This is a genomic window from Lampropedia puyangensis, from assembly GCF_004833285.1.
Lineage (GTDB): Bacteria > Pseudomonadota > Gammaproteobacteria > Burkholderiales > Burkholderiaceae_C > Lampropedia > Lampropedia puyangensis.
In genome coordinates this window covers 29,214-53,380 of sequence record NZ_STFG01000022.1, presented here as the reverse complement: position 1 = coordinate 53,380, position 24,167 = coordinate 29,214, and the positions used below count along the sequence as shown (strand labels likewise).

General features: G+C 53.8%; 16 protein-coding genes and 1 tRNA gene. 3 read left to right on the top strand and 14 right to left on the bottom strand.

Annotated elements, in window-relative coordinates; genetic code table 11:
* Positions 1–156 precede the first annotated feature (156 nt).
* The 5 genes from E9531_RS14865 to rsmB form a co-directional block, all read right to left on the bottom strand.
* Positions 157–232, bottom strand: a tRNA-Phe gene (locus E9531_RS14865).
* A 130-nt stretch (positions 233–362) separates the two neighbouring features.
* On the bottom strand, positions 363–1,058 hold the full coding sequence (locus E9531_RS14860) for a response regulator (RefSeq protein WP_136574557.1): 696 nt from the start codon (positions 1,056–1,058) through the stop codon (positions 363–365).
* 26 nt (positions 1,059–1,084) lie between these two features.
* A complete protein-coding gene (locus E9531_RS14855) occupies positions 1,085–3,397 on the bottom strand; it encodes a sensor histidine kinase (protein ID WP_136574556.1) in 2,313 nt (770 codons plus the stop codon).
* 12 nt (positions 3,398–3,409) lie between these two features.
* Positions 3,410–4,045, bottom strand: coding sequence for a DUF4390 domain-containing protein (locus tag E9531_RS14850; protein ID WP_136574555.1), 636 nt, complete (start codon positions 4,043–4,045; stop codon positions 3,410–3,412).
* A 5-nt stretch (positions 4,046–4,050) separates the two neighbouring features.
* Positions 4,051–5,424: a 16S rRNA (cytosine(967)-C(5))-methyltransferase RsmB gene (gene rsmB / locus E9531_RS14845; protein ID WP_244610142.1), complete on the bottom strand. Its 1,374-nt coding sequence runs from the start codon at positions 5,422–5,424 to the stop codon at positions 4,051–4,053.
* Between the two features lie 263 nt (positions 5,425–5,687).
* Here rsmB and E9531_RS14840 point away from each other — a divergent pair, with 263 nt between their 5' ends.
* Positions 5,688–6,500: an AraC family transcriptional regulator gene (locus tag E9531_RS14840; RefSeq protein ID WP_136574553.1), complete on the top strand. Its 813-nt coding sequence runs from the start codon at positions 5,688–5,690 to the stop codon at positions 6,498–6,500.
* Positions 6,501–6,590: 90 nt separating this feature from the next.
* Positions 6,591–6,977: a cupin domain-containing protein gene (locus tag E9531_RS14835; protein WP_136574552.1), complete on the top strand. Its 387-nt coding sequence runs from the start codon at positions 6,591–6,593 to the stop codon at positions 6,975–6,977.
* A gap of 138 nt (positions 6,978–7,115) precedes the next feature.
* Here E9531_RS14835 and rpoC read toward each other — a convergent pair whose 3' ends face one another.
* From rpoC to E9531_RS14795, 8 genes are all read right to left on the bottom strand, one after another.
* Positions 7,116–11,330, bottom strand: coding sequence for a DNA-directed RNA polymerase subunit beta' (gene rpoC / locus E9531_RS14830; protein WP_136574551.1), 4,215 nt, complete (start codon positions 11,328–11,330; stop codon positions 7,116–7,118).
* A gap of 21 nt (positions 11,331–11,351) precedes the next feature.
* A complete protein-coding gene (gene rpoB, locus E9531_RS14825; RefSeq protein WP_136574550.1) occupies positions 11,352–15,470 on the bottom strand; it encodes a DNA-directed RNA polymerase subunit beta in 4,119 nt (1,372 codons plus the stop codon).
* A 313-nt stretch (positions 15,471–15,783) separates the two neighbouring features.
* Positions 15,784–16,155, bottom strand: coding sequence for a 50S ribosomal protein L7/L12 (gene rplL / locus E9531_RS14820; protein WP_136574549.1), 372 nt, complete (start codon positions 16,153–16,155; stop codon positions 15,784–15,786).
* An 81-nt stretch (positions 16,156–16,236) separates the two neighbouring features.
* Positions 16,237–16,737 (bottom strand): 50S ribosomal protein L10, encoded by a 501-nt coding sequence (gene rplJ / locus E9531_RS14815; RefSeq protein ID WP_136574548.1) that lies wholly within the window; start codon positions 16,735–16,737, stop codon positions 16,237–16,239.
* A 253-nt stretch (positions 16,738–16,990) separates the two neighbouring features.
* Positions 16,991–17,689 (bottom strand): 50S ribosomal protein L1, encoded by a 699-nt coding sequence (gene rplA, locus E9531_RS14810; protein ID WP_136574547.1) that lies wholly within the window; start codon positions 17,687–17,689, stop codon positions 16,991–16,993.
* Position 17,690: 1 nt separating this feature from the next.
* On the bottom strand, positions 17,691–18,122 hold the full coding sequence (gene rplK, locus E9531_RS14805) for a 50S ribosomal protein L11 (protein ID WP_136574546.1): 432 nt from the start codon (positions 18,120–18,122) through the stop codon (positions 17,691–17,693).
* 264 nt (positions 18,123–18,386) lie between these two features.
* Complete coding sequence (locus tag E9531_RS14800; RefSeq protein WP_136574545.1) at positions 18,387–19,895, bottom strand: class I adenylate-forming enzyme family protein; 1,509 nt, start codon at positions 19,893–19,895, stop codon at positions 18,387–18,389.
* A gap of 115 nt (positions 19,896–20,010) precedes the next feature.
* Complete coding sequence (locus E9531_RS14795) at positions 20,011–21,657, bottom strand: acyl-CoA dehydrogenase family protein (RefSeq protein WP_136574544.1); 1,647 nt, start codon at positions 21,655–21,657, stop codon at positions 20,011–20,013.
* Between the two features lie 591 nt (positions 21,658–22,248).
* On the opposite strand from E9531_RS14795, the gene E9531_RS14790 reads away from it, so the two are divergent.
* Positions 22,249–23,517 (top strand): ABC transporter substrate-binding protein, encoded by a 1,269-nt coding sequence (locus E9531_RS14790; RefSeq protein ID WP_158291804.1) that lies wholly within the window; start codon positions 22,249–22,251, stop codon positions 23,515–23,517.
* Positions 23,518–23,548: 31 nt separating this feature from the next.
* Here the strand turns inward: E9531_RS14790 and E9531_RS14785 are convergent, their stop codons facing one another.
* Positions 23,549–24,136, bottom strand: a complete 588-nt coding sequence (locus tag E9531_RS14785) for a TetR/AcrR family transcriptional regulator (protein WP_158291803.1) — start codon at positions 24,134–24,136, stop codon at positions 23,549–23,551.
* Positions 24,137–24,167: the final 31 nt, after the last annotated feature.

Sequence of the window (24,167 nt, the reverse complement as noted above, 5' to 3'; positions counted from 1 at the left end):
AAATTTAAAATAATCTCTAACCAACTCAAAACCCCTCTCAACCAACAAAACATTCAACCAAAATCTCAGTCAAACACCTCATCAACCAAGCCCGCTACTATAACAGAAAATTTAAACAGTTTTGACAATTTAAATTTTAAATTAAAGCAACAAATTTGGTGGCTCGGGGCGGAATCGAACCACCGACACGCGGATTTTCAATCCGCTGCTCTACCAACTGAGCTACCGAGCCAAGCCATGAAGTATATCAGCGTTTTTAGCCTTTTTGGGAAATTTTGAGATTTTTAATTCAAATTCTTTGTTTTTTATAAATAGGCTGATTTGCCCACTCAGCAAACCAGTCAAACTGGACCCATCTCTTATCAGCGATTCATGCGTCGCTTTCCCAACTCAACACCCAGCTGCCTTAGCTTGCGGTAAAGATGCGTTCGCTCTAACCCGGTTTTTTCCGCAACCCGAGTCATGGAGCCCCCTTCTCTTGCCAGATGAAATTCGAAGTAGGCTTTCTCAAAATCATCTCTTGCCTCACGTAGAGGACGATCTAAATCAAAACCTTGATGAGGATCTGGAAGTAACTCCTCACGGGGCATTGCACGGATCAAATGTGAAGTCGCTGCCGTTGCAACCTCTTCAGAGACCTCCGTCGCCATCAAACGTAAGGCAGCCCCGGCCACAGGAGTTGGATCTGCGGCTTGCGTCTTCTCCAAAGCCTGGTTTACGGACTTGAGCAACTTTTGCAGCGTAATAGGCTTTTCCAAGAATGAAAATGCACCTATACGGGTTGCTTCGACTGCAGTATCAATCGTTGCATGCCCACTCATCATGATGACTGGCATGGTCAATTGTGCATTGAGGGACCACTCCTTCAATAAGCTCACGCCATCGGTGTCTGGCATCCATATGTCCAGCAGTACAAGGTCGTACTGGTTATCTCGGCAAGCGATGCGTGCTTGGCCTGCGTTTTCCGCGAGGTCAACATGGTGTCCTTCATCATTAAGAATCTCGGAGAGCAAATCTCGGATTCCCAACTCATCGTCTACAACCAATATGTTTGCCATTTCTAGAATGTGTCCTGCTTTGGTTCTTAAGCTTGTGCATGCTCTGCGCTACGCGCATTGGATGCCGCTGGATTGAATGATAGCGAAACCTTAGCGCCTATCACCATACCCTCTTCATTTTGTCTATTAGTCAACTCAATCAAAGCATGGTGCTCATCGGCAATTTTCTTGACTACAGCCAATCCAAGTCCGGTACCTTTGCTTTTCGTTGTCACATAGGGCTCGAAAACACGCTGAAGCATGTTAGCCGGAAATCCTGTTCCGTTGTCTTCCACCGCCAGCTTCACGCGCTTTGCCGAAGGACTCCAGTGCGTTGAAATCATGACGGCTGCGGGAGATTCTGCCCGATTCTCTTGCGCTTGCAGACTTGCATCTTGCGCGTTCTGTAAAAGATTGTGGATGACTTGGCGTAATTGCATAGCATCGCCGCGAATAAGGGGGCAATTCCAATCCAAATGGGCCTGCACTTGGAAACTGGCATTTTCCATGCCATACAGCTGCAGCACATCTTGGATAAGCATATTCAAATCAACATCTTCCAGATTTGCGGTCGGCAATCTCGCGTAATCTCTGAACTCATTGACGAGCCGCTTCATCGCTTCAACCTGGTCGACAATGGTCTTAACCGATTTCGCCAGTATGGCTTCCTCCTTTTCAGGCAGCTTGCCTGTCAATCGCAACTCCAACCGCTCTGCGGAGAGTTGAATTGGTGTGAGGGGATTTTTGATTTCGTGCGCTAAACGTCGAGCAACCTCGCCCCAAGCTTGGGCACGTTGAGCAGAGACGACGTCAGAGATGTCATCCATCACCAACAAACGGTTTCCATCTGGAAGCATGGCCCCCCGTGCCACAATCGTTACAGAGAAGTCACGTGCCGCATCTGGTGCAGCCCCATGAGGCAATGCATACAGCTCCACACTTTGCTGCCAATGCTCTTCTTGACGCAAACCATCACCCACCAAGAAGGAATCAAAACGCTGCGCAACCAGCAAAGCGAAATCCTGTAGATCAGGAACATCCGCAAGTGCTTGTCCCACATAAGCAGCTAGCGGGGCACGCAGCACGCGCGTTGCACCAGGGTTGATCGACAAAATTGTGCCAGCATCACTCAACACGACTACGCCTGCAGTCAGGTTGTCGAGTATGGTCTGCACCTGCCCACGCGCAGCGTCTAGCGCAGCAACGCTTTTTTGTTCTGAGGCGCGGGCCATAGAAAGCTGGTGTGTCATCAATGCAAAAGCCCGCGTCAATCCGCCCAATTCATCATTGCGCGGCAAGGCCACTTTAGGGTTGAGGTTGCCCGCGGCGACTTCTCGAACCCCTTCAGCCAAAATCAAAACCGGTCGCAGCAGTTGGTTGCCCAACAAAATGGCCAGCACGATCGCCCCGAAAACCGCCAAGAACAAACTCAACGTTAGGGTGCCTATATACATGCGTCGCAAACCCTCGCGCCCTAATGCACGTTGCTGGTATTCGCGATTGGCTTGCTGAACCGCAAAGGCGTCTCGAATCAATACTTGCGGAACAGGGACGGTCACCTGAAGAAAGCGTACGTCATCGCTGCCCAAGCTCAGCGAACCACCCAAGCCGCGTACCAAGACTAATGATTGCACCTGGACCTGAGCATCGCCATCACGCTCAGCCTCTTCCATTCCTTCCAGAATCGCCCATTCACGCCGCTCTCGCGCTGTCTTGAATGCCACTGCTGAAGGGCGTTGCGGCATCAATTGGGCATCTGTTGGCCCCATGCTGAGCTCAACCTCACCGTTAGAACGCCACAGAACCACCTCACTGGCACCAAATTGCTCACGAATTTGTTCGAGTGCAATCCCTAAATTAGCCAAGCCAATTTGCTCCAGTTGGCTCGCCGAGTACCGCGCCCGTGCTGTGTTATTAACCACCCAGGCATCCAACGTAGTACGTGCCATACCGACGCCTGCGGTTAATGCACTTTCAACCCGTGCATCAAACCAGTTTTCTATGGAGCGGGATACAAACTGGTAGGAAATGACATAAATCAGCACGCCAGGAAGAATGCCGACCACACAAAACAATGCCGCCAGTTTCACCAACAACTTGCTGCCAAACTTGTTCTGCCGCAAGCGATGGAACAAGCGCCACGCGCCCCAGAGCAAGATCAACAACAAAGTCACCGCCACAATACTGTTGATCGAAAGCAACCAAGGGTAGTACTGCTCATACAGGCCTTGGCTGTTGGTCGCCAACGCCAGCAAAAACAGCAGCACCAAGCCAATTGCGCTTGCAATCGCCACGATGATGCCGAGCATCCAGCTCAGGCGCTTGCTTCCTTGAGAGGCTGAAGAAGGTGCGTAACTCATCGAATGCCTGCGTCAGTGTGCACCCACAGAGAGGCGGAAAGAACCTGATCTCAACTGCAAATCCCAGTCATTGCGCCCTTGCACATCAAACTGCAATGGTCTTGGCAAACGCACTTTGTCGATTCCGAGCGAAAACTCCGCTTCATACTCGGTATTTTTTTGCAACTTGGCACTGTCTCCAACTGGCCAGTTGGATATCCGCTGCATCACCGCCAGCGCTTGCTCCAGACTATCGAAATACTGCGCCAACCCTTGGGATGAGTCGGTATGTTTGGAAGATTCTTGCGAAAACTGTAATCGCCACACACGGGTTAAAGGCTGGTAACTCAAGCGCCAGAATCGATGCGCCTCGACTTCTGTTGTTTCCCATAACCACCACTTCGGGCGGGTAAGCCACGCATGTGCAACAAAATACACAGGAATGCCTTGCTTCAAAGCATCCACCATAGCCTGGGGCAACAGCAACACCATTTGCGCACTGACCAAAACCTGCCCGTCGGGCTCCACACTCCAATGCACCTCTTGCAAAACAGAATCACCGCTGACATCTAAGTTTGTCTGCGCAACCGCCTGGGTCGCAAACGCCCAAGCCATCAACCATAGAGACAGCTGTACGAGCAAAACGCGTTTGAAGGAAAAGCCGAACATACAACTCAAGAGGCTTTCTGCAACAAGCCATAAAAGAAACCATCGTGATCTTCCACCAAGGGCATTGCCTCAAGCCCACCAGGCAACAGCTGCAGTAGCTCTCCAACCTGCGTCGCATCAGCATGCTGCGCGAGAAATTGCCGAATCTGGTCTTGGCCTTCACGATGAAAAATCGAGCAGGTGCAGTATAAAAGACGACCTCCTGGCTTCAGTAAAGCCCACAAATTCTTGAGAATAAGTGCTTGAATACTGACCAATGCATCAAGATCCTGGGGCCTGCGCAGCCAACGGATATCTGGATGTCTGCGCACGATGCCTGAGGCCGAGCATGGTGCATCCAGCAGCACCGCATCAAGCAGCCGGCCCTTCAAGACCGGCTGCTGCCAAGAGCCAGTGTTTGCCGCATCTGCCACTTCAACTTGTAATTGACCATCAAAACCCAAACGCTGCATGTTATCGGCAATGCGGCTTGCACGCTGCGCATCCACTTCCATCGCAATCAGCTCAATATGCAACTGGTGCGCAGCAGCCCATTCCAACAGATGTGCTGTTTTTCCACCAGGCGCGGCGCACGCATCCAATATCAATAAAGGTTGACTTTCTTGCTGCGAACGCCCGCACCCACCGAGCAACAACGCTGCTGCTCTTTGCGCCGCAGCGTCCTGCACAGAAAACCAACCTTGCGCATAACCAGGCAAATCTCTAACGTCCACAGCCTTGCGCAACATCACTCCCGCCTCAAGCACGGGAATGGCCTCTACTCCAGCACCAGTCAGCAACGCTAAATAGGCATCGCGATCGATGCGTGCAACATTAACTCTCAAGGTCAGTGGTGCACGCGCATTGCTTGCCTCCAGAATGCGCTCCCAGTCGTGCGGATGGTCCTGACGCACACACTCAACCCACCACGCCGGATGGTTCGTTCGCGCCGCAACATCACCATCTATGGCAGAAAGCAGCGTGTCACGCTCGCGCAAAAACCGCCGCAAACACGCATTCACAAATCCTGCTTGGGCTTGCCATTTTTTGCTACGCCGCAACGCTTCCACCGTTTGATTGACCACAGTGAAAGGAGCGTAAGACACGCCTTGCGGCTCCAGCAGCAAGGTCAGTGCAACCGCCAAAAACATGTCTATCGGTGGCTGAGGCTTCTTCTTCGCCAGCAGTGCAATCACTGCACGCGTTTGCCCCCAATGGCGCAAAGCGGTATAGAGCAACGCTTGCGCGCCAGGGCGCACAGGCGACGCTGTGGGCCAAGTGGTCACTACATCGCGAGCAGACTGCCCTTGAGCAACCCGCTGCAGGCCCAATGCGGCCCATTCAATCTGCTCTTTCAACGAAGGGGCTTTGGTGTGCGAAGAAGAAGGTTGAGCGGTCATCGGCATGAACAGTTAGGGCAAGGCTGCGTGCTGTGAAGGCACAGCACTGCCATTGTCCAGCGAAAACACTACGGCCACGCACAAAATACCAATCTAGGGCATTCTTCCATCTTCCCAAACGCATCTAAGCGTCACACAAGTCTCCAAAAAAATGCAGCGCAAACTGACTTTGACACAAAGCCATAAGAAGACGCGCCATGCGCATGAGCAACTAAACTTGGTGTATTCATCCGTGTCGAATCGTGCCTCCCTTTACCAGTCCTATGACCAAACCAACAACATCCGGTGACTGGGTTCAACACGGATCCCAGCAAGGAAAAATCGAACGTATCGAAGCTTACTTCAGCGGGCACGGCTACACGCCACACCGGCACGACACCTACGCAATAGGACTCACTCTTGCTGGGGTTCAGAGCTTTCAGTACCGTCGAACCCAACGCCATAGCCTGCCGGGAACCGTCATGGTGCTGCACCCCGATGAACTGCATGACGGCAAGGCCGGCACCGATGCGGGGTTCCACTACCGAATGACGTACATCTCTCCCTCACTGATTCAACAAATACTGGGCGGTCAGCCCCTTCCATTCATTGAAGGGGGGCTTTCCCGCGACATTCGGCTTCTGAATGCATTAATACCATTGCTGCAAGACATGCACGCGCCTATCGATCCCATGCAAGAGGATGATGCACTGCACGCACTGGCATGTGCATTGGTTGGTATAGCAGGGCATCGTCACATCAAACGGCAACCAGACTTCGTTGCAGTAGAGCGCGCCCGCGACTTCATCCATGATGCGCTACAGCAAACCATAACCCTCGACACGTTATCTGCGGCTTGTGCAATTGACCGCTGGCAACTGTGCCGTGATTTTCGAAGTCTCTACGGAACCAGCCCCTATCGCTACTTGACCATGCGCCGCCTTGATCTCGTCAGACAGCTGTTGCAGTCAGGCCAGGCTATTTCTGAAGCAGCCTTGGCGGCAGGTTTCTTCGATCAAAGCCATATGGCACGCCACTTCAATGCGACTTATGGCGTAACACCAGCGCGATGGCTCAAGCGGCTCCAGGCGTCCTGATCACAAAATCCAAGATACTGCACGATCGTACAAGACGAAAAAGCAGCCAATCTCTAGCATGCGCCATCTCAACCACTTCAGGATTGCAGCATGACGCAAACACCCCAGTCTAAGCACGGCCACGCCATCAACCTTACGCAAAAATTTGCTTTGTTTCATGAGCAGTGGAGCCCCAAGGTTGTAGCCGAGATGAACGAGTACCAATTCAAAATCGTTCGACTCCAAGGCGACTTTATCTGGCACACGCATACCGATACTGACGAAGCTTTCCTCGTACTAGAGGGTGAGCTTCGCATTGACTTTCGCGATGGTCAGGTTTTGCTGCGTGAAGGTGAGCTATACATCGTCTCCAAAGGGATCGAGCACAAGCCATTTGCCGCGCAAGAAGTCAAACTCATGCTGATTGAGCCACGTGGTGTACTCAATACAGGCGACACCACAGGTGCCCGTACAGCGCAAAACGACCAGTGGATTTGATGGTGCACTGACCTCAGCCATGCTGTTGGGCAAGACAGCCACGGGCAAAAAAAAGCGCTCACCATCGGTGAGCGCTTCATGTGAAAAATGACAGCGCGACCATTTCTTGTCGCGCTGCCTGTGCAAACCCAAACCTATTTAGGCTTGCTCTGAACCGATATCAGACTCCGCATCTTGCGAACCAAAGCCATTTGCGGCTTCTTGTTCGCTGATGGAACGGCGCTCCGCATCGTCCATTTGCTCTTTGGCTTTGCGCGCTTGGTGGTAAGCCAAGCCGGTACCGGCAGGAATCAAACGACCCACGATCACGTTTTCTTTCAAACCACGCAACTCGTCGCGCTTGCCCATGATGGCTGCCTCGGTCAACACGCGAGTGGTTTCCTGGAAGGAAGCCGCAGAAATGAACGAATCGGTCGACAAAGAAGCCTTGGTAATACCCAACAACACGTTGGTGTAGGTCGCCGCAATCTTGCCTTCCTTCTGCAATGCCTCATTGGTATTGAGGATCTCAGAACGCTCAACCTGTTCACCCTGGATGTAGTTGGACTCACCTGGATTTTCCACCACCACACGGCGCAGCATCTGACGAACAATCACTTCAATGTGCTTGTCGTTGATCTTCACACCTTGCAAGCGGTACACGTCCTGAATTTCATCAACGATGTAGCGCGAGAGTTCTTCGATACCCAAGAGACGCAGAATGTCTTGCGGATCGGCTGGGCCGTCGACAATCAATTCGCCCTTGTTGACCACCTGGCCTTCGTGCACCAAGATGTTCTTCTCTTTGGGGATCAAGTCTTCCCACACCGAGCCTTCTGGATCGGTGATTTGCAGACGGATCTTGCCTTTGGTTTCTTTACCGAAGGAAACCGTACCAGTGATTTCAGCCAAGGTGCCTTTGTCTTTCGGCGTACGGGCTTCAAACAGCTCGGCCACACGTGGCAGACCCCCGGTAATATCGCGAGTCTTCTGACCTTCGATTGGGATACGTGCCAGCACTTCGCCTGGGCCCACATCCTGACCGTCGCGCACTTGCACCAGAGCGCCGATCTGGAAACCAATAGCCACAGAGTGGTCGGTACCAGGAATCTTCACTTCGTTGCCAGAGGCATCGACCAGCTTGACCAATGGACGCACCACTTTGTTGGAGCCACGGCGCTTCGGATCAATCACCACCAGGGTAGACAGACCAGTCACATCATCCACCTGTTTGGCTACTGTCAAACCTTCTTCCACACCCTCGAATTTCACCTGACCGGCGAATTCGGTAATGATTGGGCGTGTCAACGGATCCCAGTTGGCCAAAATAGTACCGGCCTTGATCGTTTGATCTGGCTTGACGGTCAAAATCGCACCGTACGGTACTTTATGGCGCTCGCGCTCGCGGCCATGCTCGTCCTGGATGATGATTTCACCTGAACGCGCAATCACCACCAACTCGCCTTTGGAGTTGGTCACATAACGCATCGTGGCATTGAAGCCAATAATACCGTTGGAACGCGCTTCAACACTGGAGGCAATCGCAGCACGGTTCACCGCACCACCAATGTGGAAGGTACGCATGGTCAACTGGGTACCTGGTTCACCGATGGACTGCGCAGCGATCACACCCACGGCTTCACCGAGGTTGATCACACCACCACGGCCCAAGTCGCGGCCATAGCAGGTTGCACACAGACCGAAACGGGTATCACAGGTCAGTGCTGTACGCACTTTCACTTCGTCTACGCCAGCGGCTTCCAACTCGTCGAGTTGGTCTTCTTCCAGCAAAGTACCTGCAGGCATCAACACTTGGCGTGTTTCTGGGTGCAGAATTTCTTCTGCAGCCGTGCGGCCCAAAATACGGTCACGCAGCGACTCGATCACTTCACCACCTTCAACCACCGCACGCATATACGTACCGTTGGCTGTGCCGCAATCGTCTTCAATAATCACCAAGTCTTGGGTCACATCGACCAAGCGACGTGTCAGGTAACCCGAGTTCGCTGTCTTCAACGCCGTATCCGCCAGACCCTTACGAGCACCGTGGGTGGAGATGAAGTACTGCAACACGTTCAGGCCTTCACGGAAGTTCGCCGTAATTGGCGTCTCAATGATAGAGCCGTCTGGCTTAGCCATCAGACCACGCATCCCCGCGAGCTGACGAATCTGCGCCGCAGAGCCGCGGGCACCGGAGTCGGCCATCATATAAATCGCGTTGAACGATTCTTGGTCGATCTCATTGCCATGGCGGTCAATGGTTTTTTCCTTGGCCAACTGTTGCATCATGACCTTGGAGACTTCGTCACCGGCCTTGCCCCAGATATCCACCACCTTGTTGTAGCGCTCACCAGCGGTCACCAGACCAGAGGTGTACTGCTGTTCGATCTCTTTGACCTCGCCTTCGGCGCGGGCCACGATTTCGTACTTCTGCGGTGGCACCAGCATGTCTTCAATCGCAATCGAAATACCGGAATGCGTCGCCAGACGGAAACCGTTTTGCAGCAACTTGTCTGCAAACACCACTGTGTCCTTCAAACCGCACTTACGGAAAGACGTGTTGATGAGCTTGGAGATTTCTTTTTTCTTCAAGGCGCGGTTGATCACTTCAAACGGCAAGCCTTTAGGCAAAATCTCTGACAGCAACGCACGGCCCACAGTGGTCTCGCGCACTTTGGTGTTCGATTCCATCTCGCCAGTGGCTTTGTTCTTGACCCATTCGGTCAAGCGCACATTGACTTTGGCATTGAGTTCAACGACACCAGAATCCAACGCGCGAATCACTTCGCTGACGTTGGCAAACACCATGCCTTCGCCCTTGCCGTTGATCTTCTCACGGGTAGCGTGATACAGACCCAGCACCACGTCTTGCGACGGCACAATCGATGGTTCGCCAGAGGCTGGGAACAACACGTTGTTCGAGGCCAGCATCAGAACGCGTGCTTCCATCTGCGCTTCCACAGACAGTGGCACGTGCACGGCCATCTGGTCACCGTCGAAGTCGGCGTTGAAGGCCGCGCAAACGAGTGGGTGCAACTGAATGGCTTTGCCTTCGATCAGGATCGGCTCAAACGCCTGAATACCCAAACGGTGCAGAGTAGGCGCACGGTTGAGCATGACCGGATGCTCGCGGATCACCTCTTCCAAGATGTCCCACACCACGGGGGTGCCCATCTCGACTTCTTTTTTGGCCGCCTTGATGGTCGTGGCGATACCGCGCTGCTCGAGCTGCGCAAAGATGAACGGCTTGAACAATTCCAAGGCCATCAACTTAGGCAAACCGCACTGGTGCAGCTTGAGGTAAGGACCCACGGTAATCACGGAACGACCAGAGTAGTCCACGCGTTTACCCAGCAAGTTCTGACGGAAACGACCGCCCTTGCCTTTGATCATGTCTGCCAGCGACTTCAACGCACGCTTGTTGGCGCCTGTCATGGCTTTGCCACGACGGCCGTTGTCCAGCAGCGAGTCAACCGACTCTTGCAACATACGCTTTTCGTTGCGCGCAATGATTTCTGGGGCCTTGAGCTCCAGCAAGCGACGCAAACGGTTGTTGCGGTTGATGACGCGGCGGTACAGATCGTTCAAGTCGGAGGTCGCAAAGCGGCCACCGTCCAGTGGCACCAGCGGACGCAAGTCCGGTGGCAACACAGGCAGCACTTCGAGCACCATCCAGCCGGGTTTGATGCCGGACTTTTTGAACGACTCCAGCACTTTGAGGCGCTTGGAGTTTTTCTTGACCTTGACTTCAGAGCCGGTCATGTCGCCACGCAGGCGCTCAATTTCCGCGTCGATGTCGATGCCATCGAGCAGTTCTTTGATGCCTTCGGCGCCCATGCGCGCTTCGAACTCGTCGCCGTACTCTTCGCGTTTGGCGTCGTGCTCGTCTTCGCTCATGATGCTGAATTTCTTCAGCGGCGTCATGCCAGGCTCAGTCACCACATACGCTTCAAAGTACAGCACACGCTCAATGTCACGCAGCGTCATGTCGAGCACCAGGCCCAAACGCGATGGCAGTGATTTCAGGAACCAGATGTGGGCGCAAGGCGCGGCCAGATCAATGTGGCCCATGCGCTCGCGACGCACTTTGGTTTGAGTGACTTCAACGCCGCACTTCTCGCAGATCACGCCGCGGTGTTTGAGGCGCTTGTACTTGCCGCACAAACACTCATAGTCTTTGATCGGGCCAAAAATTTTGGCGCAAAACAGACCATCGCGCTCAGGCTTGAAGGTACGGTAGTTGATGGTCTCTGGCTTTTTCACTTCACCAAAGGACCAAGAGCGGATTTTCTCTGGCGAAGCCAGACCGATCTTGATCGCATCGAAGTGATCGTCAGGGGTAAATTGCTTGAACAGGTCGAGTAAGGATTGCATTGCGTTAACTCCTTTTCCCTATTAGTTGCGCTCGAGCTCGATATCGAGACCCAGCGAACGGATTTCCTTGACCAACACGTTGAACGATTCCGGCATACCGGCTTCGATCGCGTGCTCGCCCTTGACGATGGATTCGTACACCTTGGTACGGCCAGTAACGTCGTCGGATTTGACGGTGAGCATTTCCTGCAGCACGTAAGACGCACCGTAGGCTTCCAACGCCCACACTTCCATCTCCCCGAAACGCTGACCACCGAACTGGGCTTTACCACCCAATGGCTGTTGCGTCACCAACGAGTATGGTCCTGTAGAGCGGGCATGCATCTTGTCGTCCACCAAGTGGTGCAGCTTCAAGAAGTGCATGTAGCCGATGGTCGTTGGGCGCTCAAAACGCTCACCAGTGCGGCCATCGTACAGATACGCCTGAGTACGCGATTCGGTCAAGCCTTTGGCCTTGGCGACGTCTTCAGGGAATGCCAGTTGCAGCATGTTCTGGATGTCGGCTTCATCGGCACCGTCAAACACAGGCGTTGCGAACGGTACGCCACGCTTGAGGTTTTTAGCCATGTCGATGATTTCGTCATCACTGAATGAATCCAAGTCTTCCACGTGACCTGCCTGGTTGTACACCTTGGCAAGGAATGCACGGATTTCCTTGACTTGCTTGTCCTTCTCGATTTCAAGCAAGGCAGCAACACGCTCACCCAAACCTTTGGCAGCCCAACCCAAATGCACTTCCAGCACCTGACCCACGTTCATACGTGAAGGCACACCCAGTGGGTTCAAGACGATGTCGGCAGTCGTGCCGTCAGCCAGGTATGGCATGTCCTCGATAGGTGTGATCTTGGAAACCACACCCTTGTTACCGTGACGGCCGGCCATTTTGTCACCAGGCTGCAGACGGCGTTTAACCGCCAAGTACACCTTGACCATCTTCAACACGCCCGGTGGCAACTCGTCGCCTTGGGTCAGCTTGCGGCGTTTTTCTTCGAATGACAGGTCGAAGCTGTGGCGTGTGGCCTCAATCGAATTTTTGATTGATTCCAGTTGCGCGGCAATCGCTTCGTCTGCTGGACGGATATCGAACCAGTGGTATTTCTCCACAGATTCCAGATATGCCGCTTCGAGTTTGCTGCCTTTGGCCAATTTTTGCGGACCGCCGTTGGCCACTTGGCCAATCAGCAACTTGCGCACACGGTCAAACGCATCGGCTTCCACAATACGCAACTGGTCATTCAAGTCCAGGCGGTAACGCTTGAGTTCGTCCTCGATGATTTGCTGAGCACGCTTGTCACGGTCAATGCCTTCACGGGTGAACACTTGCACGTCGATCACAGTACCGGAAGAACCTTGGTCCACGCGCAGCGAAGTGTCTTTCACGTCAGAGGCTTTTTCACCGAAGATCGCGCGCAGCAGTTTCTCTTCTGGCGTCAGCGTGGTTTCACCTTTTGGTGTGACCTTGCCCACCAGCACGTCGCCGGGTTGCACTTCTGCGCCCACGTAGATGATGCCGGAGTCGTCCAGACGGTTGAGTTGCTGCTCAGACAGGTTGGGAATATCGCGAGTGATTTCCTCCGAACCCAGCTTGGTATCGCGTGCCATCACCACCAGCTCTTCGATGTGAATGCTGGTGTAACGGTCTTCGGAGACGACACGCTCAGAGAGCATTACCGAGTCTTCAAAGTTGTAGCCGTTCCATGGCATGAAGGCGATCAGCATGTTCTGACCCAATGCCAATTCGCCCAAGTCAGTCGAACCACCGTCAGCGATCACATCGCCTTTGGCCAGCACATCGCCTTTGGAGACGATAGGACGCTGGTGGATATTGGTGTTCTGGTTGGAACGTTGGTACTTGATCAGGTTGTAGATGTCCACACCCACTTCACCGGCAATCGCTTCGGCGTCGTTGGCGCGAATCACGACACGAGCCGCATCCACGTAATCGACGATACCGCCACGCTTGGCAGTCACCACGGTGCCGGAGTCCACAGCCGCAACACGCTCAATACCTGTACCCACGAATGGTTTTTCAGGGCGCAACACAGGCACAGCTTGGCGCGACATGTTGGCGCCCATCAACGCACGGTTCGCATCATCGTGCTCAAGGAATGGCACGAGTGACGCCGCCACAGACACGATCTGTGCTGGCGACACGTCCATGTATTCCACACGACTTGGGTTGACCAGAATCGATTCGCCTTTTTCACGGGCGGAGACCAAATCACCAGTCAAACGGCCTTCGCCATCGAGTTCAGCGTTGGCCTGAGCGATCACATAGTCGCCTTCTTTGATGGCGCTGAGGTAGTCGATATCCATCGTCACCTTGCCATCGACTACGCGACGGTATGGTGTTTCGATGAAACCGTACTCGTTCAGGCGCGCATACAACGCCAGCGAGTTGATCAAACCGATGTTTGGACCTTCAGGCGTTTCGATTGGGCACACACGACCGTAGTGGGTCACGTGCACGTCGCGCACCTCAAAGCCAGCACGTTCGCGGGTCAAACCACCTGGGCCAAGGGCCGATACACGGCGCTTGTGGGTAATTTCGGACAGCGGGTTGGTCTGGTCCATGAACTGCGACAACTGCGACGCACCAAAGAATTCTTTCAGTGCAGCAGAAATCGGCTTGGAATTGATCAAGTCGTGTGGCATCAAAGGCTCTTGCTCTGCAGTGCCCAAACGCTCTTTCACAGCTTTTTCAATACGTGCCAAACCGGTGCGGTATTGGTTTTCAGCCAATTCGCCCACGCCACGCACGCGGCGGTTACCCAAGTGGTCGATATCATCCACATCGCCAATGCCGTTACGCAGATCCACCAGGATCTTCACGACCGACAGAATGTCTTCGTTGGACAGCACCATGGCGCCTTTGGCGTCTGGATTGCCCACTTTGGCGTTGAACTTCATACGCCCCACGCGCGAGAGATCGTACGTGTCAGGGTTGAAGAACAAGCGGAAGAACAAAGCCTGCACCGCTTCTTCGGTTGGTGGCTCACCAGGGCGCATCATGCGGTAGATGGCCACACGTGCGGCAAACTCATCAGCAGTTTCGTCTGTGCGCAGTGTTTGGGAAATGTAGCCGCCTTTGTTCAGCTCATTGGTGTAAATGCATGGCAGCGATTTAACACCGGCTGTGCGCAGCTTCTTCAAGAGCGCTTCAGTCAGTTCTTCGTTCACCTTGGCAATGATCTCACCAGTGTCAGGGTCAACGATATTTTTGGCCACGACACGGCCAATCAAGAAGTCTTCAGGAACAGAAATTTCCTTCAGGCCCGCTTGTTCCAGCTCGCGAATATGGCGTGCTGTAACGCGCTTTTCCTTTGCCACAATCACATTGCCTTTGGCGTCTGTGATATCAAAGCGAGAGACTTCGCCCTTCAAACGGTCAGCCACCAGCTCCATGCGAGCGCCGCTGTCCATCAAAGTGAAGTTGTCGTTCTCAAAGAAGTTGGCCAGAATCGCCTCAGGCGTCAAGCCAATCGCCTTGAGCAAAATTGTCACCGGCATCTTGCGACGGCGGTCAACGCGGAAGTACAGCAGGTCTTTCGGATCGAACTCAAAATCGAGCCAAGAGCCGCGGTAAGGAATCACGCGCGCAGAGAACAACAGTTTGCCCGAGCTGTGGGTCTTGCCCTTGTCGTGCTCAAAGAACACACCAGGCGAGCGGTGCAACTGCGACACGATCACGCGCTCAGTACCGTTGATGATGAAAGAGCCTTTGTCTGTCATCAGGGGTACTTCGCCCATGTAGACTTCCTGCTCTTTGACTTCTTTGACCACTTTGTTCTGTGCGGTCGAAGAGTCACGATCGTAGATGATCAACTGCAAACGCGCGCGTACTGCAGAAGCAAAAGTCAAGCCACGGGTCTGGCACTCACGCACATCGAATGCGGGCTTGGCCAAGTTGTACTCAACAAATTTCATTTCCACAAAACCATTGTGCGAAACAATGGGGAATGCGGAGTTAAACGCTGCTTGAAGGCCCTCATCAAGGCGCTTCTTAGGGGCAACTTCTGCTTGCAAGAATGCGGTATAGGCATCTTTTTGCATCTGCAGCAGATAAGGAATAGTCAAAACGCTATCGCGGCGGCCAAAGCTCTTGCGGATGCGTTTGCGTTCGGTAAAGGAATAAGCCATGAGATCTCCGGTCTGAAGGTTTCAGGGGATTCTTCGACGGTTCACTTACAGACGCAGTTCTACAACATGTCCAGTCAATGTGTAAAAACGTGGCGTCTCAAGTCTTGGCGGTTGGCCACTACCAACCATGGCTGACGGCGGTGCATTGCACACCGCCCGACCAAGGTGCTTTGCCGTGTCGTGAATTCAGAAAGCACACAAAAACATCTCTCGCGATTTTGTTTTTGTCTGCACTCTAAAACATAAAAACCACTAAACCACAAAAGCCAGGCGCTTTTTCAAGCACCTGGCTTACCAGCTTAAAAAGAAGTGTTTACTTCAATTCAGCCTTGGCACCAGCTTCTTCCAGCTTCTTCAAAGCAGCTTCAGCGTCAGCCTTAGGCAGAGCTTCTTTCACTGTTTTTGGAGCGCCGTCAACCAGTTCTTTGGCTTCTTTCAAGCCCAAACCTGTGATTTCGCGAACAGCCTTAATCACGGACACTTTGTTAGCGCCAGCGTCTTTCAGGACCACGTCAAAATCTGTTTTCTCTTCCACTGCAGCGGCAGCAGCGCCACCAGCAGCAGGAGCGGCCATAGCAGCAGCGCTCACGCCAAATTTTTCTTCGATTGCTTTAACCAAGTCGTTCAGTTCCAGAACAGTCATGCTATCCAGAGCTGTCAGGAATGCGTCTTTATCGAATGCCATTTTGAATATCCTCTAGCAAAAATTTCAGTTTTATCGTTTGTCACTCTGCGCGCGGCAACCCTGTGCCACAGGAGCGACGAATTAAGCAGCTTGCGCTTCGCCTTTTTGTTCTGCCAATGCAGCCAGCACGCGTGCAGTACGCGAAATAGGCGATTGCATCAGACCCAACAATTGAGCCAACAGCACTTCCTTCGATGGGATGCTTGCCAATTGCTTGACCGCATCAGCATCCAAGGCCTTGCCTTCGTATGCGCCACCACGGATCACCAGCTTGTCGTTGGTTTTTGCAAATTCAGCCACCACTTTGGCAGCAGCAATTGCATCTTCCGAGAAGCTATAGATCAGTGGACCAGTCAGCTGGTCAGACACCACTTCAAATGCGCTTCCAGCCACGGCACGACGCGCCAGAGTGTTCTTCAGAACGCTCAATGTCACGTTTTGCTCGCGAGCCTTGACGCGCAGTCGTGTCAAGTCAGCGACCGTGATACCACGGTATTCCGCCACCACCAGTGTCTGGGATTTGGCGACGAGGTCAGTCACTTCTGCAACGACCGCCTCTTTTTCACTGCGATTCAGACTCAAGGTCCTCTCCTTTCAATGCAACAGAATTGAGCTTTCGCTTTCTTCGTTGCGCCCAGTTAAGCGACCAACTGCCAGAGAATATCGAATCAATATTTTCCAATCAGTGGGCACCATCTACGCTGGCCCATCAACTAGCTTAAGCAGGCAAGCCTGCACCAGCGGTCTCGGATGACCTGTCCACAAAGCTACACCTTGCAAACAGCCCACCTGAACCAAGCAATGGCAGGGCCACCGCTTGGAATTTTTTAACGCATTAAGCAGCAGTAATGCTTTGCGCTTCAACGCGGACACCAACGCCCATCGTAGAAGACACTGCCACTTTACGCAGGTAAACACCTTTAGCGCCTGCCGGTTTGGCTTTATTCAAAGCATCCAGCAAAGCTTGCAAGTTTTCTTGCAGCTTGGCGTTATCAAAAGAACGGCGGCCGATTGTGCCGTGGATGATACCGGCTTTGTCCACACGGAACTGCACCTGACCAGCCTTGGCGTTTTTCACCGCAGTAGCCACATCAGGAGTCACGGTACCAACTTTAGGGTTAGGCATCAGGCCACGTGGACCCAAAATTTGACCCAAAGCGCCCACAACACGCATCGCATCAGGAGCAGCAATCACCACATCGTAAGGAATATTGCCTGTCTTGAATTCAGCAGCCAATTCATCCATACCAACCACATCTGCACCAGCAGCTTTGGCTTCATCAGCCTTAGCGCCTTGGGCAAACACAGCCACGCGAGCAGTCTTACCAGTACCGTTAGGCAGCACCACTGCGCCACGCACAACCTGGTCAGACTTCTTAGCGTCAACGCCCAATTGCACAGCCACGTCGATAGACTCATCGAATTTAGCTGTTGCAGCGTCTTTCACCAATGCAATGGCATCGCCCCAAGCGTACAGCTTGTTGCTATCAATTTTGCCTTGCAGGGCTTTTTGTTTTTTAGTCAACTTTGCCATCTCACACGCCCTCCACAGTCACGCCCATCGAACGAGCCGAACCCGCGATGATACGAACAGCAGCGTCCAAATCGGCTGCGTTGAGATCTTCCATTTTGGTCTTGGCAATCTCTTCCAATTGAGCGCGAGTAATCTTGCCGACCTTTTGCTTGTTTGGATTGGAGGAGCCTTTGTCCAGCTTGATCGCTTTTTTGATCAATGTTGTTGCTGGCGGGGTTTTGATAATGAACGTAAAGCTCTTATCGGCGTAGGCTGTAATCACCACTGGCAGCGGCAGACCTGGCTCAATGCCTTGTGTCTGCGCGTTAAACGCCTTGGTGAACTCCATGATGTTCAGACCGCGCTGACCCAGCGCTGGACCGATTGGAGGCGAAGGATTAGCCTTGCCTGCTGGAACTTGCAGCTTAATAAAGCCGACAATTTTCTTTGCCATGTAAAACTCCAATTCGGGTTCTAACGCCAGTGATGTGCACCAGCTCCCCGGATGTATGAAAATCGCCAAAAAAGGGCGAACCTCGGATTGTACTGGCTGATTATATTTTATGCAACCAATAAATCATTGATTGTCCCTTTCTCCGCACCACATGGCCTGCGCAGCGCTGCGTGCCCTCAACCCCTCATGGCCACTCATGCCAGGGCTACACAGCGAAAACCCCACCTCCATGCGGCCAGCCAGACAGCCCAAGCCATCGCCACATCAAGAAGCGCGCAGAACGTGCTTGAGTAATTTGCCTGTCACTGTACGGGGCAGTTGGTCGCGCCACTCAAACACACGGGGAATTTTGTAACGTGCGAGCTTAGGCGACAAATACGCTTTGAGCTCTTCGTCGCTGAGGTTTTGTTGCGGCTTGAGAACCAACATGGCCACCACAGTCTCTCCCCATTCCGGATGCGCGCGCCCGACCACTGCCACATCCTGCACGGCAGGGTGGCCAGCAATGGCGTCCTCCACTTCCTTTGAATAGACGTTCTCACCGCCAGTGACGATCATGTCTTTCAAGCGATCGACAATGAACAAATAGCCCTCTTCATCAATGCGTGCCAAATCACCACTGGCATACCACCCCTGCGCATCGAAGGCCTTGGCGGTAGCCTGTGGGTCATCCAGATACCCCAACATGATGCCGGGTGAGCGCAGGTATATTTCCCCCACCTCGCCTGCCGCGCAACGTGCGCCTTCGGTGTTGCGTACCTCAATCACCACGCCCGGCGTGCCAATACGCCCAATAGAACCAGCTTTGGATTGGGCCTCTTCCGGGTACAAGACTGAGCCCAAAGGCCCTGTCTCAGTCATACCATAGACTTGGATGAATCGGTCGTTGCGGTAACTTTGTGCCAATTTGCGTACCATCTCGGCCCCCAGTGGCCCGCCGCCATAAGCCCACAGCCGAATGGCGCTGAAGTCATACACACTCAAATCCCCCACTACGGCCAACGGCGCCAAATAAGCAATCGGAGCCCCAAACGTAAACGTGATTCTTTCGTCAGACAAGGTCTGCACAAAAGCCTGTGGGCTGTATTCGCGCAGGAAAACCAAGCTGCCGCCCATGAGCAACGTGCCGAGTGACCAATTATTCAAAGGTGAAGAATGCCAGATTGGCATAGCAATCAGCGTACGGTCTGTGCGCGTCAAGCTAGTGCTGGCCGCGGCACTCATGGCGGTCTGAAGCACCGCACTGTGGCTGAGTAGGCACCCCTTGGGTTTACCTGTAGTGCCTGAGGTATAGAGAATTTCCGCAACAGATTGGCCATCCAGCACCACATCCCCTTGCATGGCTGTGGCAGCGGCACATTCGGCATCGAAATCCGGCATGCCGTCTATGGCCGTGTCGGTACTCAGCCAACCACACGACTGCGCGTTGTGCGCAGCAATAGAGGCCAGCGCTCCATCGACCACGCACAGTTTCACGCGGGCATGCGCCAAAATGTACTGTACCTCTGGCCCTTGCAACTTGTGGTTGATTGGCACCACGGTGGCCCCCAATCGCCACGCACCCAATAGTGCCAGCATGAAACCTGCCGTGTTAAAGCACAGCAAGGCCACCCGATCGCCCGCACCAATGCCGTGTGCTTGCAGCACCGAAGCGGCACGCCTGCCGCCATCGGCCAATGCGTGGTAACTCCAGTCACGCTGCGCAGTACGCAGTGCCAGTTTCTCAGGTTGGCAGCGCGCATGCTGCTCTAGCAAAGCTACGAAATCCGTCATTGTTGTCTCCTTTTCAGTACTACCGCCATGCAAAGCCTGCTCAGGCTTTGTCTTTGTACAAGCTGTTGAATCTGTTCTTCAACACATCAGCTCTTCACGCTCTGTGTACCGAGCATTAAGCGACTGTCCACACCTCTTCCATCAAGGTCTTAGCATTGGCACCACCGGCTGTGGCGCCCACGACCACGCCCCAGCCAGTGGCAAAACGGCTCTCGATAAATGCCTGCGCAGCCTGAGCGCTTGCATACTGCAGCATCAATGCAGCTTGTACGCACAAGGCCAACTGCTGGGTGATCCGGCGGGCCTGTGCTTCAAGCTGTGCAGGTGGACTGGAAAACACATCGCGCAATGCCTGCACCTGTGCCTGCAGCATGGGCGCACTGGTCGCTACCGCATCAAGGTGATCGAGCAGCACAAAAACGTCCTCAGGATTGCGCGAGACCGCCCGTAGCACATCCAGGCACATGACATTGCCTGAACCTTCCCAAATGGAGTTAACCGGCGCTTCGCGGAACAGGCGCCCCATTGGGCCAGACTCAACGTAGCCATTGCCACCAAAGACCTCCATGGCTTCAGCCGTGATGGCTACAGCGCGTTTGCAGTTCCAGAATTTCGCCACCGGCGTCACGATGCGCCGCCAAGCCAGATCCAGCGCAGCATCAGAATCGAAACGTGCTGCCAAATCCATTGCAAGCAACGTGGCCGCCTGGGATTCCAGCGCCATATCCGCCAAGAGCTCGGCCATCAGCGGCTGCTCTACCAATGGTTTACCAAACGCCACACGGTGGCGGGCGTAGTGCAACGCCTGCACCAATGCGCGTCGAATAAAACCTGCGCTCGACAAAGCATTGTCCAAGCGCGTGTAGGTTGCCATCTCAATGATGGTAGGAATGCCACGCCCCTCCTCCCCCAGCAAGACACCCCAAGCGCCATCGAATTCGACTTCGCTGCTGGAGTTCGAGCGGTTGCCTACTTTGTCTTTCAAGCGTTGAATGTGAATCGGGTTTTTACTGCCGTCAGGACGCCAGCGCGGCACATAGAAACACGAGGCGCCACGTTCGTCTGTTTTAGCCAGCACCAAATGGGCATCGCACATAGGCGCAGAGAAAAACCATTTGTGCCCTGTGATGGCGAACTCCGATCCCCAAGGCCCATCTCCAAGTGGCTCTGCACGCGTAGTATTGGTGCGCACATCGCTGCCACCTTGCTTTTCCGTCATGCCCATACCCACTGTGATGGAGTGCTTGTGCTGCGCAGGAATATCACGCGGATCATGCCGGGTATCGCGCAGTTTGGGCCAAAGTGCCTCAAACAATGCTCGGTTGCGTTGCAACACTGGGATGGAGGCTTTGGTCATGGTGCTCGGACAAGTGGAGCCTGATTCAATCTGAGCATGCATGTACAAGGTCGCACCATAAGCAGCCCACACGCCTGGCTGCTGGGCGAGGGCAAATGGCAAATTGGTCATGCCGTTGTGTCTGGCAATGCGCATGGCCTCATGCCAGGATGGGTGAAACTTCACCGCATCAATCCGCTCTCCCGCAGGCGAATGGGTGTGCAGCTCAGGCGCATAGTGTTCTGCATCTTCGGCCATGCGCAGGCTAGCCTCAGCACCATATTCATCGCCTTGGCGCAGCAACTCTGCATCGTGCCACTGCGCACCGGCGCGCAATACCGCCTGCCGCAACACAGGGTCTGTGCTGTACACGTTGTAGTTGACCAATTCGGGGACTTGGTTGTCTGAAGCAATTGAGGCGGTCATAGGTGTCTCGCTGGTTATAAGCATGGCACGCACGCAGGCGTAACACATCGCATGGGTTGATTTGAGAGCGCTTGGTACAGGCTTTACCAAACAGCGTCTGCAGTCTGCACAACGAAAAAATTCTAGACATAGAGCCATCGCCAGGTGTTCAGCTTTGCATAAGGTCTGCGCCGCCTGTACGCCAGGGAATTCGGCTGTAAGCCGTCACACCGAGGAGGAATTAACGCAAGACATTGATTTTTAATCAATATTTCAAATTAATCGCAACAGCAAGACCATTTCACCATCGCATCTCCAGCCCTACGCCAGCCTTGGTGCGGCCACTTTGCATGCTGTCTGCCTTGCGATGCGCCACAACAAAAGACCATATGCGACCTGTGTTCAGGTTTTCGCTGCCTCTGAGAACGTGTGCACGATTGCAGGCCAATGGCTAAACATGAACAAGTGTTTGCCTACAGCCTTGCAATGCCCATCAAGAGCCGCATTGCGTATAGAAACGCAAACATGAACACCTCAACCGTGGGCCTTTCCTACACTGTGATGCGCCCGAAAAAAACAAGCGCAATCACTACAAAAATACTGGAGACAACCATGCCTATCTTCAACGCCCCTACTCATCGGGCTGTGTTGGCCGCCTGCACCGCACTGATGTGCTCGTTCACACTTGCATCTCCCTCGCACGCCACAGAAACCGTTCGCATTGCCACGCTGGACATGAGCTCAGGAGGACTGGCTGGCTTTGGCCTATCAGCACTCAAGCATTTGCAGTTTCTCAGTGAAAAAGCCAATGCCGAGCAGTGGGCAGGCGATGTGCGTTTTGAAATCGTCCCCTTCGACACCAAAATGTCTCCGCAAGAAGCGCTTTCACTGCTGCGGCAAGTGCAATCGAGCAACATCCGCTATGTTCTGCAAGGAGCCAGCTCCAGCTCTGTCGGATTGGCATTGGAAGAGGCAATTGACCGCCACAACAGCCGCAACCCCGGCAGTGAGATCGTCTACATCAATTACGCCGCTGCCGCGCCTGCCATGACCAATGAGAAATGCAGCTATTGGCACTTTCGCACCGATGCACATGTGGACATGAAAATCAAAGCCATGATGCAGCATCTGGCCTCCAACACAGCCATCAAACGCGTGTACCTGTTCAACCCCAACTATGCATACGGACAAGAGTCTGCACGAGCAGCACGCCAGTTTTTGACCCAGTTGCGGCCCGATATCGAGATCGTTGGTGACGACTACCACGCCACAGGCCAAGTCAAAGACTTCGCCCCCTACATCAGCAAAATGATGCAAGCGCGCGCAGATGCACTGGTGACCGTGTCGTTTGGCAACGATCTGGCTCTGATGGTCAAAGCCGCCAATGATTTGGGCATGGCACGCACGCAAATTTTCACGTTATCGGGCAACAGCCCAGGCATGGCCCCTTCGTTTGGGGAAAAGGCCGTTGGCAACGTTCTGCTCGCGGGCGTTTCCAACTTCAACAGCAACACCTATGGGGCAACGGATCTGGCACTGCAATACAAAGCACGCATGCAAGAGGATTTTTTCTTCGGCGCGTCTGAATTCGCCATGCGGCTGCTCTCCGAAGGGATTAAAACAGCCAAGAGCACTGACCCAGTACCAGTGGCCGCCGCCATGTCCGGCCTGACTGTGCATACCATTTCAGGCCCAGTCACCATGCGCGCGCAAGACCACCAACTGCAAACCCCCATCTATGTGGATGTATGGAGTGCAAAAGACGGCAAGGCCGTGGTGGTTGACCAAGACAACAGTGGCTTTGGTTGGCAAACCCAAGCCGTGATTGCCCCCGAACAGGCCAGCTTGCCCTCCACATGCCAGATGAAGCGACCGTCGTAACTACGCCGCCTCATCCACCAATAGCGCCCCATCAAGGGCAGTCTGGTTCAGGCGTCTGCAGCGCGCACACCACGCCACCTGCAATGGCGCCCTCCAACTGCAACTGCCAACCTGCACGCTGCGGCAGCGTCTGCAACACCAGCAAAGCATCGCGCACGGCAGAGCACAACAGCGAGAACGCCAGAAAAGCCACAGGAAAAGGATCGCGCCCTACTGGCCAGTCGCTGGCCGATTGCAAATTCACAGCCACCACCTCTACAAAATGGGTGTACATCTGTCGGTACAGCTCAGGATCGGTGATGCGCCGCTCCAGAGTGACCAACGCCTGCCACGCCTTGGGCTTGGCAAACACATCGTCCAGGTAATGCTGCACCAAGGCATGGCAGCGTTGCTGCACCGACTGGCCTTCGGCTTTGCCGCTGCGCTCTAGCTCACGCGCCAAATGCCGTAGCCAACGCCGAATAGTGACCGCGGCAATCGACTCTTTATTGGGGAAATACAGGTACAAGGTGCCCAAACCCACGCCTGCAATATTGGCAATATCGCGGATGGACACCTGTTCATAGCCACGCTCGAGCAAGCTGATGACGAAAGCATCCTGGATGGCAATGGAGGTCATCCACGCTCTCGATTGCGAGGGCTTTCGACGG